The sequence below is a fragment of the Brachybacterium sp. AG952 genome, from assembly GCF_004362645.1.
Taxonomy (GTDB): Bacteria; Actinomycetota; Actinomycetes; order Actinomycetales; family Dermabacteraceae; genus Brachybacterium; species Brachybacterium conglomeratum.
Genome location: NZ_SNXV01000004.1, coordinates 160073 through 171761 on the forward strand (window position 1 = coordinate 160073; position 11689 = coordinate 171761).

At 71.2% G+C, this 11689-nt stretch carries 9 protein-coding genes; 6 read left to right on the forward strand and 3 right to left on the reverse strand.

Annotated elements, in window-relative coordinates; all coding sequences use genetic code 11:
- Positions 1–86: 86 nt before the first annotated feature.
- Positions 87–1562 carry an MATE family efflux transporter gene (locus DEU31_RS11135; protein WP_243733814.1) on the forward strand — a complete coding sequence of 492 codons (1476 nt, stop codon included), beginning with the start codon at positions 87–89 and terminating at the stop codon, positions 1560–1562.
- Between the two features lie 167 nt (positions 1563–1729).
- Here DEU31_RS11135 and DEU31_RS11140 read toward each other — a convergent pair whose 3' ends face one another.
- Together DEU31_RS11140 and tdh are read right to left on the reverse strand one after the other, a co-directional pair.
- Positions 1730–2947 (reverse strand): glycine C-acetyltransferase, encoded by a 1218-nt coding sequence (locus DEU31_RS11140; protein ID WP_133677161.1) that lies wholly within the window; start codon positions 2945–2947, stop codon positions 1730–1732.
- A gap of 85 nt (positions 2948–3032) precedes the next feature.
- Entirely contained in the window at positions 3033–4100 is a 1068-nt protein-coding gene (gene tdh / locus DEU31_RS11145) for an L-threonine 3-dehydrogenase (RefSeq protein WP_133677162.1), read from the reverse strand.
- A 183-nt stretch (positions 4101–4283) separates the two neighbouring features.
- On the opposite strand from tdh, the gene DEU31_RS11150 reads away from it, so the two are divergent.
- A complete protein-coding gene (locus DEU31_RS11150; RefSeq protein WP_133677163.1) occupies positions 4284–4895 on the forward strand; it encodes a short chain dehydrogenase in 612 nt (203 codons plus the stop codon).
- On the opposite strand, the gene DEU31_RS11155 is transcribed toward DEU31_RS11150, so the two are convergent.
- Positions 4896–5750, reverse strand: coding sequence for a PHP domain-containing protein (locus DEU31_RS11155; protein ID WP_133677164.1), 855 nt, complete (start codon positions 5748–5750; stop codon positions 4896–4898).
- Between the two features lie 288 nt (positions 5751–6038).
- Here DEU31_RS11155 and DEU31_RS11160 point away from each other — a divergent pair, with 288 nt between their 5' ends.
- From DEU31_RS11160 to DEU31_RS16830, 4 genes are all read left to right on the forward strand, one after another.
- Positions 6039–6800 carry a WecB/TagA/CpsF family glycosyltransferase gene (locus tag DEU31_RS11160; RefSeq protein WP_133677165.1) on the forward strand — a complete coding sequence of 254 codons (762 nt, stop codon included), beginning with the start codon at positions 6039–6041 and terminating at the stop codon, positions 6798–6800.
- Between the two features lie 23 nt (positions 6801–6823).
- The gene (locus tag DEU31_RS11165; RefSeq protein ID WP_166649476.1) at positions 6824–8365 is read left to right on the forward strand and encodes a polysaccharide biosynthesis C-terminal domain-containing protein; all 1542 of its coding nucleotides are present in this window, start codon (positions 6824–6826) and stop codon (positions 8363–8365) included.
- Complete coding sequence (locus DEU31_RS11170; protein WP_133677167.1) at positions 8362–9174, forward strand: hypothetical protein; 813 nt, start codon at positions 8362–8364, stop codon at positions 9172–9174. The genes DEU31_RS11165 and DEU31_RS11170 overlap by 4 nt, the downstream gene beginning before the upstream one ends.
- Positions 9175–9200: 26 nt before the next feature.
- Positions 9201–11689 (forward strand): fibrinogen-like YCDxxxxGGGW domain-containing protein (locus tag DEU31_RS16830; RefSeq protein WP_166649477.1); only part of this gene is annotated, 2489 nt, incomplete at its 3' end.

Consider the following 11689-nt stretch of genomic DNA (forward strand, 5'->3'; position numbering starts at 1 on the left):
GGGCGGAGTGCTCCGCGGGAACTGTCTCACGCGCACCTGTGCCCCCGGCACCGACGATGGTCGGGTGCTCGTCGCACAATGGTGGGGTGCCCACCCCTGCCTCTTCTCCCGACGAGCCCGACGAGCTGAGGGACGACGGACCCTCGGGGCCGACAGCCGGAGACCGCGAGGAGCGGACGGGCGGCGACCGCGAGGAGCCGACGGTCGAGCCGCGGGAAGCGCCGATCGCCGAGCCGCGCGAGGAGCGGGCGCGGCGCACCGTCGACCGCGACATCCTGCGCCTGGCGATCCCGAGCCTCGGCGCGCTCGTGGCCGAGCCGCTGTTCGTCCTCGCCGACTCCGCGTTCATCGCCCGCGTCTCGACCACCTCGCTCGCGGGCCTGGGCCTGGCCTCGACCGTGCTGACCACCGTCGTGGGCCTGGCCGTGTTCCTCGCCTACTCCACCACCGCCGCGGTGGCCCGCTCCTTCGGCGCTGGCCGCCGCCGCGAGGCGATCTCCCGCGGGATCGACGCCTGCTGGCTCGCCCTGCTCGTCGGCGCCGCCGCGGCGCTCGTGCTGGTGGTGGCCGGGGAGCCGTTGCTGGCCCTGTTCGGCCCCTCCCCCGAGGTGCTCGCCGAGGCGACGATCTACCTGCGCATCAGCGCTCTCGGCCTGCCCGCCATGCTCGCCGTGCAGGCAGCGACGGGGCTGGTGCGCGGGCTGCAGGACGCGACGCTGCCGCTGGTGGTCGCCGTCGGCGGCGCGATCGTGAACATCCCGCTGAACGCGCTGCTGATCTTCGGCGTCGGCCTCGGCATCGCCGGCTCCGCGATCGGCACGATCATCGCGCAGTGGGGCATGGCGCTGGTGCTGCTGGCGGTGATCGTCCGCCGCGCCCGGCGAGAGGGGATCGGGCTCGGGCTGCAGCCGGCGAACCTGGTCGCCGTGGGCCGGGACGCCGTGCCGATGTTCGTGCGCACCCTGTCGCTGCGGGTGGTGGTGATCGCCTCGACCGTGGTCGCCACCGGGCTCGGGGACGTGCAGCTGGCCGCGCACCAGCTCACCACCACGGTGTTCACGGTGCTGTCCTTGGCGCTGGACTCCCTCGCGATCGCGGGGCAGGCCCTGACCGGCCGGTATCTCGGCGCCTCGGACCCGCGCACCGTCCACGCCGTGACGCGGCGGCTGATGGTGTGGGGCGTGGGCGGCGGCGCGGTCGTGGCGGTGCTGCTGATGGCGGCGAGCTACGTGGTGCCCTCGCTGTTCACCCCGGACGTGGCCGTGCAGGAGAGCCTGCGCGCGGCGCTGTGGGTGCTGGTGATCACCCAGCCGATCGCCGGGTACGTGTTCGTGCTTGACGGGGTGCTGATGGGCGCCGGGGACGCGCCCTACTTGGCGAAGGTCGGCTCGCTCATCGCGGTGCTGGTCCTGCCCGGCGCGATCGCGGTGGCGCTGTGGGCACCGGGCGGCCCGCTGGGGCTCGCACTGCTGTGGCTGGCCTGCAACTTCTTCTTCATGGTGCTGCGGGCGGTGAGCCTGGGGCTGCGGGTGCGGACCGACGACTGGATGCGGCTGGGCTGACGAGACGCCACACCATCCGGGCCGCGCATAATTCTGCGCTCCCTGCGTGACCTCAACGCCATATAAGGGCTGAGGTCACGAAGGGAGCGCAGTTTCATTCGGCCCACCCGGCCGGACGTCCGCGGCCGAGCGCGAACCGTCGGCTCGGGGCCGCCGTCCTGCCGTCGTCAGCCCGCCAGCACGGCCTCGCGGGCGGCGACGAAGGCGCGCACGGCCGCCTCGATGTCCTCCTCGGTGTGCGCGGCGGAGAGCTGCACGCGGATGCGCGCCTGCCCCTTCGGCACCACCGGGTAGGAGAACGCGGTGACGTACACGCCCTGGTCGAGCATGGCGTCGGCGATCCGGGCGGCGAGCGCCGCGTCGCCGAACATGACCGGCACGATCGCGTGCTCGCCGTCCAGCAGTTCGAAGCCCTCCTCGCCCATCCGCCGACGGAACAGCTCGGCGTTGCGGAACAGGGTCGCGCGCAGCTCGGCGCTGCCCTCGACGAGCTCGAGCGCGGTGAGCGTCGCGGCGGTGATCGAGGGGGCCAGCGAGTTGGAGAACAGGTACGGGCGGCCCTTCTGGCGCAGCATCGCGACGATCTCGCGCCTGCCGGAGACGTAGCCGCCGCTCGCGCCGCCGAGCGCCTTGCCGAAGGTGCCGGTAAAGATGTCCACCCGGTCGGAGACGCCGAAGTGCTCGGGGGTGCCCGCGCCGGACTCGCCCATGAAGCCGACGGCGTGGGAGTCGTCGACCATGACCAGCGCGCCGAACTCGTCGGCGAGGTCGCAGATGCCGGGCAGCGGGGCGAGGTAGCCGTCCATCGAGAACACGCCGTCGGTGACGATGACGGTGCGCCTCGCGCCCTTGCCGTCGTGCAGCGCGGCGGCGGCCTCGAGCTGGGTGCGCAGGTCGTCGAGGTCGGCGTTGGCGTAGCGGAAGCGGGCGGCCTTGGACAGGCGGATCCCGTCGATGAGGGAGGCGTGGTTCAGCGCGTCGGAGATGATCGCGTCCTCCGTGCCGAACAGCGGCTCGAAGACGGCGCCGTTCGCGTCGAAGCAGGAGGAGAACAGGATCGTGTCCTCGGTGCCGAGGAAGGCGGACAGCGCCTGCTCGAGCTCGAGGTGGAGGTCCTGGGTGCCGCAGATGAAGCGCACCGAGGCCATGCCGAAGCCGCGCTCGTCCAGGGCGCGCTTGGCGGAGGCGACGAGCCGTTCGTCGTCGGCGAGGCCCAGGTAGTTGTTGGCGCAGAAGTTCAGCACCTCGGCGCCGTCGCGGCCGACGGGTCCGGCGATGATGCGGCCGGACTGCGCGGTGGAGATCACGCGCTCGTGCTTGAAGGTGCCGGCCCGCTCGATCTCGTCGAGCTCGGCGGTCAGCTGGTCCTTGAGGTCGGTGTACATGGGTGTGGGTCCTTCGGGTGGGGGTGAGGTCGCGGGATGTCGTGCGGGCGGCGGGGCGCGCGGATCGGGAAGTGCGGCCGACGGGTCAGTCGCCGACGTCGCTCCAGTCCAGGAGCACCTTGCCGGCCTTCCCCTCGCGGGCGAGGGCGAAGCCGTCCTCCCAGTCCGCGGCGGACAGCACGTGGGTGATGGTGCGCTCGATGGCGGTGCGCAGGGTGCGGGAGGTGGAGAGCATCGCGGACATCGCGTTCCAGGTCTCGTACATCTCGCGGCCGTAGATGCCCTGGAGGGTGAGCATGCGGGTGACGACCGCGGTCCAGTCGATCTCGAACTGCCGCGAGGGCAGGCCCAGCAGCGCGATCTTCCCCCCGTGGTTCATGTTCTCGATCATCTCCTGCAGAGCGCGGGCCTGGCCGGTGATCTCCAGGCCCACGTCGAAGCCCTCGCGCATGCCGAGCCGGCGCTGGGCGTCGAGCACGCGGGTGGTGGAGACGTCCAGGACGACGTCGGCGCCGCAGTCCTCCGCCATCGCGAGGCGCTCCGGGGAGATGTCGGTGATGGTGATGTAGCGGGCGCCGGCGTGGCGGGCCACGGCCGCGGCCATCTGCCCGATCGGGCCGGCGCCGGTGATCAGCACGTCCTCGCCCACCAGCGGGAACTTCAGTGCGGTGTGGACCGCGTTGCCCAGCGGGTCGAAGGCCGCGCCGAGCTCGGGGCTGATCAGCTCCTGCCCGCCGTCGTGCTCGTGGACCCACACGTTCTCGTGCGGGACGGTCACGTACTCGGCGAAGGCGCCGTCGCGCTGCACGCCGACGGAGCGGACGCGATTGCACATCTGGCGCCGTCCGGCGCGGCAGTTGCGGCAGGTCCCGCACACCACGTGCCCCTCGCCGGAGACGCGGTCGCCGACGCGCACGTCGTCGACCTCATCGCCGACCTCGGCGATCTCGCCGTAGAACTCGTGGCCGGGGGTGAAGGGGACGGTGTCGCACATCGCCTCCGCGGACGAGTCCCAGGCGAGGATGTGCAGGTCGGTGCCGCAGATCCCGGTGCGCAGCACGCGCACCTTCACGTCCCAGGGGCCGCAGTCGGGCTCGTCGACCCTCGTCCATTCCAGGCCCGCGCCGGGCGCGACCTTGCGCAGTGCGCGCATCAGACCTCCTCGTCCTGCTCCGCGCGGGAGCCTCCTGCGGCCTCGCCCGAGGGGCGATGCGGGGTGGGCATCGTGCCGGGGCCGGCCGACGGTCCGGGGTGTGGACCGACGCGACGAGGATACGGTGGTGCGGACGGCTCCGCACACCGCGGAACCGTCCGCCTCACCGAACGGAGCTCCAGCATGACCTCCCAGCGAATCCTCGTCGTCGGAGCGAGCGGACTGATCGGCGGCGCGGTCGCCGAGCTGCTCGAGCGGCAGGGCCACGAGGTGGTCCGCGCCTCGCGCTCCAGCGGCGAGCGGGTGGACCTCACCGACGAGGCATCTGTCGCCGCGCTCTACGAGCGGGTCACGGCCGACGGTCCGCTGCACGCCGTGGTCGCCGCCACGGGGAACGTGCCCTTCGCCCCGGCCGCGGAGCTCACCGTCGCCGACTACCGCGCAGGCCTGCTGGACAAGGCGCTGGGACAGATCGCCCTCGTCGTCCACGGCGCACCGCTGCTGGCCGAGCGCGGATCCTTCACGCTGACCAGCGGGATCCTCTCCCACTCCCCCGTGCCCACGGGGGCGGCCGCCTCCGCGGCGAACGGCGCGGTGGACGGCTTCGTCCGCGCTCATGCGGCGACGCTGCCCGGTGGGGCGCGGATCAACGCGGTCAGCCCGAACGTGCTCGCCGAGGCGGAGGGCTACCACTCGAGCTTCCCCGGTTTCCTGCCGGTGCCCGCGGCCGATGTCGCCGCGACCTACCTGCGCAGCGTCGAGGGCGTCGAGACCGGGCAGGTCCTCTCGGTCTGATCAGCGCCGCCACAGCTCCCGCGGGTCGGCGCCGGGGCGGAAGCCGGCCCAGTCCGCCAGCGCCATCGCCTCGGGGAAGTTCGCGGCGATGTCGAGCGCGGTGTGCGAGTCGCTGCCGAAGCTGATCGTCCGGCCGCCCTCCTCGGCCCACCACTGCGGAATCCAGGGGCGCAGGCGGCGCGTGTTGATCTCGAGCGCCCTCCCGCTGTCGGCGATGGCGCGCATCGCCCCGCGCAGCTCCTCCTCGAAGCGCCGCGGGTCGAAGGGGCCCTCCGCCTCCTCGGGCCAGTAGCGCACGGCGTAGTCGATGTGGGTGACCACCTCGTGCGGGCCGTCGGCGGCGACGACGGCGGGGACCTCGGCGAGGTACCGGCGGATCACGTCGCCCGCCGTGAGGCGGCGGAACATCGTGTTCGGCTCGACGCGGTGGTCATCGAGCTCGAGGGTGTGGAGCGAGCCGGTGATCCGGTCGAAGGCCGTGAGGTCCAGCTGGGCGCGGGCCGCGTCGGTGCGCAGTCCGGGCTGGCCGAACTCGAGGCCCGTCCCGATCGCGAGCTCGGGGAAGGCGGCGCGGCAGCGGTCGATCTCCTCGAGATAGCCCTCGACGTCGAAGCGCGGCACCGAGACCACGCCGTCCTCGTCCAGCAGATGAGCCTCGTGCTCGTCGAAGTCCTCATGGTCGCTGACCCAGGCGTCCTCGAGATCGAGGTGCTCGGTGAAGAACAGCCCGGGCAGTCCGATCCGGACGGCCCGTTCGCAGGTCGCGCGCATCGTGCCGCGGGCGGCGGAGGCCGGGCCGCCGGTGTCCCAGGAGAACTCGCTGTGGACGTGACTGTCGGCGGGGAGGGAGGTCATGGGGCCAGGGTGGCACACAGGGGAGCAACCAGACTCGGCTCCAGGGACTCGGCCTCCGGACAGGCCTCACCAGGACTGCCCGGGGGCCGTATGTCACGTCCACCGTCCACCTCCCCACCAGCACGAAGTCCATTTCGTACCACTTGTGGCTTTTAGGGCATTTCGGACATACACTGCGATCTCACACATCCGTGGTGAGCGACGCACGGGCGCCATCTGCCCGCCGACCGGGGATGCACCCCGATAGCGCTCGCCGGAACGGGCCGAAGCACCACAGAGGAGGAGACGATGACGCACGGAGTCCTCAGTCCGTCGCCAGCCTCCGTCGACGTGCTCGGAGTCCCCGTCACGGCGCACACCGAGCAGACCCTCGTCACCCAGGTGCTCGAGATGGCACGGACGGAAGGAGTCGACGTCGTCGTCGGCGTGAACGCGTCGGTGTGCACGATGGCCCGGCGCGATCCTGCCTTCAAGGAGCTGGTGTCGACGTCCCACACCTATGCCGACGGCCAGTCGGTCGTCTGGGCGGGCCGCCTGCTCGGCGTGCACGTCCCGGAGCGGCTGGCCACCACCGACGTCGCCCTCCCCATCCTCTGTGAGGCAGCGGACAGCTCGGTGCCGGTGTTCTTCCTCGGAGCCGCCCCGGGCGTGGCCGAGACGGCGGCGGCGGCGATGCGACAGCGGTTCTGCGGGCTCGACCTGCGGACGCATCACGGGTACATCCGTGACGAGGAGGTGCAGGACGTGCTGGAGGAGATCCGTGCGCACCGCACCGGCATCCTCTTCGTCGGCATGGGCGACCCCGCCCAGCAGCTCTGGATCGACGCCCACCGTGACCAGCTCCCGCCGGCCGTGCTCACGTGCGGAGGCCTCTTCGACTGGTTGAGCGGCACCAATCGACGAGCGCCCCGATGGATGATCTCGGCGGGCCTGGAGTGGCTGTGGCGGCTGGGACTGGAGCCACGACGCCTGTGGCGCCGCTACGTCATCGGCAACTCCGAGTTCATCGCCGGCGTCCTGATGCAGAGAGTCCGCAGGGGCTTCGGATGACACAGGTGGTCACCCCCGGTCCCGTGACGACGTCTCGCGGCTCCCTCGCACGGAGCAGTGCGATCAGCTTCGCGGGCTCGGCCATCAGCGCCGCCATGGGACTCGTCCTCATCGTCGTCCTGGGGCGGGCCCTCGGCGATGCCGGAAGCGGCGTCGTGCTCCAGGCGATCGCCGCGTTCACGATCGCCCTCGGCATCGCCCGACTGGGAATGGACTCGGCCGCGCTCTGGCTGCTCCCGCGCCTGTCGGACAGCGAGCCCGAGTCCGTCAGACCGACCTGCTGGTACCTGCTGGCGGTCTCCGCCGCCGGCGGCGTGCTGGGCGCTGCGGGGCTGCTGATCACCGCCCACCTGCTCGACGGCACGGCGGCGGGCAGCGTCACTGCGCAGACGCTTCGGTCGATCGCGCTGTTCCTCCCCACCGCGTCCGTCATGCTCACAGCACTCGCCGCGACCCGTGCACTCGGCCGGATCACGACCTACGTCCTCATTGGGAACGTCGCCCTCCCGACCCTCCGTCCCGCGCTGGTCATCGCCGTCGTCGCGCTCGGCGGAGGCGCTGTCGCCGCAGGCCTCGCATGGTCGGTCCCCACCCTGCCGGCCGCCGCGGCCGCAGTCCTGGTCCTCGCTCTCCAGACCCGTCGCACAGCGCCGTCGGCCTCCTTCGCGGAGTTCCGCAGGAGCCCACATCCCGGTCGCGCCGCTCGCTATGCGATGCCCCGCGTCATCTCCTCCAGCCTCGAGCAGCTGCTCATCTGGGCCGCAGTCCCCATGGTCGGAGCCCTGGCAGGCGCGGCCGCCGCCGGCGTGTACGGCTCCGCCGCTCGACTGGTCGCTGCGGGGATGATCATCGACACCGCGCTCCGCGTGGTGGTCTCACCGATGTTCAGCAGGCACATCCACCGCGGTGAGACCGCCGAGCTCGAAGGTCTCCACCGGACCGCGACGATCTGGCTGGTGCTGTTCAGCGCACCCGTCTACCTCCTGCTCGCCGTGTTCTCCCCCGTCGTGCTCGCGCTGCTCGGCGACGATTTCTCGGCCGGCGCGCCGGTGCTGACCATCATGTGCCTGGCGGCGCTGACGACCTTCCTCGCCGGGAACATCCATTCGGTGCTCCTCATGAGCGGTCGAAGCGGTCTCGCCGCCCTCAACAAGGCGATCGCTGTCGCGGTGAACCTCGCGCTGATCGTGCTGCTGGTCCCGATGTGGGGCATCACGGGAGCGGCGATCGCCTGGGCTGCCGCCTGCATCCTCGATGCCGTGCTGGCGGCGGCGGAAGTGCGTTTCGTGCTCCGCCTGGACATCACGCCGCGCCCGGCCCTGGTCCCCTTGGCGCTCGGTCTCCTCGCCGCCGGACTTCCGGCAGCAGTGTTAAGGGGCGTCCTCGGCCCCACGGTGATCACGCTGCTCCTCGCGGCGGCGGTCGGCGCGCTGCTGATGCTCGTCGCCTGCCGGCTCGGCCGGACGAGGCTCCATCTCGATGATCTCGCCGGTATCGCTCGTCGTCGGGGGCCGGGCCACGATCACACGCCCAGTCCCCGCTCCTCCAGGGAAGGTCTCCGATGAACTCCCCGACACCTGGCCACGACTCCACCGCTTCCCGCCGCCGAGCTCTGCCGTGGGTCCTGCTCGCCCTCACCCTGGTCGTGATCGCCGCCGTCCTCGCACTGGTGCTCATCCCGGGCGGCAGAGTCGACGCCGGTCCCGGCGACCCGTCCGCGGAAGAGCCTTCCAGCACCGCGGATCCGTCCTCCCCGACGCCGGACACGACCGACGCACCTTCGGACGATCCGACGGATGCCCCCGACGACGACCCGACAGATGCTCCGTCTGACGCCCCCACCGATGATCCCGGCACCTCGACGCCGGCTCCCGGCCCCTCGGACTCCCCCTCTCCCACGGATGCTCCCGGAAGCGGTGCCCCCTCGGGCGGAGCGATCTCCACAACCCCGGGGGAGCTCCGCGAGGAAGAGGCGTCCGAGCTCATCGCACTCGCCGTCGCGCCGGTGCCCGAATCCGTCACCACCGACTCTCAGCTCTCCGACGCGCTCTCCGACGTCGCGATCGACGCATACGCCGAGGAGCTCGAAGCGCAGTGGCTCGAACTGAGCTCTCAGGGCTGGGCGATGACCGGGAGTCCCGTCGTCGCCGAGCTCGAGATCTCCGAGCTCGATGCCTCGTCGGACCCGGTCACCGCGGAGATCAGCGCGTGCATCGACTCCTCCGATGTGAGCATGACCGACGCCGACGGGGAGCCGATCGGCGACCCGTCGGCCACGATGCCTCGCGCCCTGCACCTGTTCACGATGGTGCAGGCCGACGACGGCAGCTGGCGCGTCGCCGCGCACTCCTTCCCTGACGATCCCCGATGCTGAGCCTCCTCCGAAAGCAGGCACCCGCCGTGTCGAAGCCCATGCGTGCCCTCTCCGCGCGACGCACCGCACTGCTCGCCCTCGTGGCGAGCGCCGCGCTGCTGACCGGTCTGCTCGCCCCGCTCCCCCGAGGACAGGCCGCGGATCCCGTCCCCCCGTCGCCGGACGGGCTCAGCGAACGGACGGCCGCCGCCTCCTGCTGGGAGATCAAGCAGAACGACCCCAGCTCCGCGGACGGCGTCTACTGGCTCCTGACGCCTGCGATGACGCAGGCGGAGCAGTTCTACTGCGATCAGACCCGGGCCGGCGGCGGATGGGTCCTGGTGGGCAGGGGACGAGAAGGCTGGTCCACGGCCTACAACGGCTCCGGCACCCCGGCCCAGGTCCGCGCAGCGGTCGACGGCACATCGGCGTTCAGTCCCAAACAGCTCTCCGGCGAGCTCATCGAGCAGCTCAACGACGACGAGCCGATCGCGTCCCTGCCCGACGGGATCCGTCTCGTGCGTGCGACCGATCAGCAGGGGACCGGTCGGCAGGAGGTCAGGTTCACCCATGATCAGCGCCGCAGCCGCTGGACCTGGATGTTCGACTCGAACCAGCCCGTCGTCAGCTATTCGTTCGACGGGGCGACCAGGTCTGGCAACGGTGCCACCACTGCCAACTTCGGGACCGACAACGACTTCCGACGAGTGCGTATGACCACCGGCTCCTACGAGGGCTGGGCGATGGGCTTCGGCTTCGGCCCCGGGGTGCGCGGATCGAACAGTGCCAGCAGCTATCTCTGGTCCAAGGACTCGAGCACCGGCTACGCCCGTCCTTTCACCCAGGTGTTCCTCCGCCCGCAGCTCATGAGCGAGGACCTGTTCTCCGCGATCCCCGACTCAGGGACCGAGGCGACGACGGGGCACGCTTCGGCGGACAGCTTCGCGCTTCCGCAGCCCTGGGGCACGGCCGGGCTCGGTGCAGGCCCCTCCTCGATCGAGGGGAGCAACGAGGTCTCCGCCTTCGCCGAGAGCGGAGGGAAGGTCTTCGTAGGCGGCAACTTCACCAGTGTCCAGCGCACAGCAGGCGGATCCGGTGCTGTGGGCCAGCACTACCTCGCCGCCTTCGACCGCGACTCGGGAGAGTTCGTGAGCGGATTCCGTCCGACGTTCGACAACCAGGTGAAGGCCATCGCCGCCATGCCCGGCGGACGGATCGCCGTCGGCGGATACTTCTCGATGGTCAACGGCGAGTCCCATCGCGGGCTGGTCGTCCTCGACGCCGCGACCGGCGAGATCGACGAGGCGTTCACCGGGTCCCTGATCAACGCACTGGGCGGCGGAGTGCCCGTCGTCCGCAGTCTCGACGTCCAGGACGGGCACCTCTACGCGGGAGGATCGTTCACGCACTCCACAGGCGGTTCCGTGACGTCACAGGTCTACACGCGCAGCGCTTCCAGGTTCGCGGTCGCCGACGGCACTCCTGACGGCGACTGGAACCCCGAGTTCAACGGGACCGTCGTCTCACTCGATGCCTCGGAACGTGGGGACCGCGTGTACTTCGCCGGGTTCTTCAGCCGGTCGAAGGAACGCGAGTCCGACAAGGCGGCTGCGCTCTCGACGTCGTCCACGGACCTCTTCCCCTGGGACGTGCTGTTCTCCAACCGTGATGCTGGACGCTCCGGCTACCAGCAGGCGGTCTTGGAGTCCGGGGACCGCGTCTGGCTGGGAGGATCGGAGCACTCCCTGATGAGCTATGACCGTGGCTCAATGGACGTCCTGAGCTCGAGCATCGGCCAGAGGGGCGGGGACTTCCAGGCCCTGGCCAGTGACGGAAAGGTCGTCTACGGCGGCTGCCACTGCTTCGACAACCAGTACGAGGGCGCCACCACGTGGCCGTCGATCGGGAACGGCTGGACCGAGTCGCATCACATCTACGGGGCCGGGGCGTGGAGCGCGTCGACCGGAGCACGGGTGCCCTCGTTCAACGGATCCTTCAACACCAGTCGCGGTGCGGGCGCGTGGGCGCTCTTCGTGGATTCCACGGGCACGCTGTGGCAGGGCGGCGACTACAGCTACTCGACGCGCGAGGGATACCAGCGGCAATGGTCCGGTGGATTCGTGCGCCACCAGCAGCTCGACACATCGGCCCCCTCCACCCCGACGGATCCCAGCGCACAGCTCAGCGCCGAGGGAGTCGCCCTTTCCTGGACGGGCTCATCGGAAGACCGAGAGGTCGCCGCCTACCAGGTCCTCATGGAGGATCGCGTCGTGGCGACGATCGAGGACACCTCGACCCGGCTCCCCGTCGCTCCCGCCGACACTCGCTACTTCGTACGGGCGATCGACGCCCGGGGCAATGCCTCGTCCTCGACCGCCGTGTTCACTGCCACGGGCTCGGCCGAGGAGCCCGAAGACCCGACGAGCACCACGCTGGTCGAGGCCGGTGCCGACTGGAGCTACCTCTACGACGGCACCGCACCCGCCGCCGACTGGAACCAACCCGACTTCGACGCCTCCTCCTGGACCAGCGGCGC

Bases quoted from the DNA above. Each gene is read 5' to 3' on its own strand.
- DEU31_RS11140 (WP_133677161.1), bottom strand. From the start codon at position 2,947: ATGTACACCGACCTCAAGGACCAGCTGACCGCCGAGCTCGACGAGATC.
- DEU31_RS11155 (WP_133677164.1), bottom strand. From the start codon at position 5,750: ATGACCTCCCTCCCCGCCGACAGTCACGTCCACAGCGAGTTCTCCTGG.
- DEU31_RS11170 (WP_133677167.1), top strand. From the start codon at position 8,362: ATGAACTCCCCGACACCTGGCCACGACTCCACCGCTTCCCGCCGCCGA.
- tdh (WP_133677162.1), bottom strand. From the start codon at position 4,100: ATGCGCGCACTGCGCAAGGTCGCGCCCGGCGCGGGCCTGGAATGGACG.
- DEU31_RS11150 (WP_133677163.1), top strand. From the start codon at position 4,284: ATGACCTCCCAGCGAATCCTCGTCGTCGGAGCGAGCGGACTGATCGGC.
- DEU31_RS11160 (WP_133677165.1), top strand. From the start codon at position 6,039: ATGACGCACGGAGTCCTCAGTCCGTCGCCAGCCTCCGTCGACGTGCTC.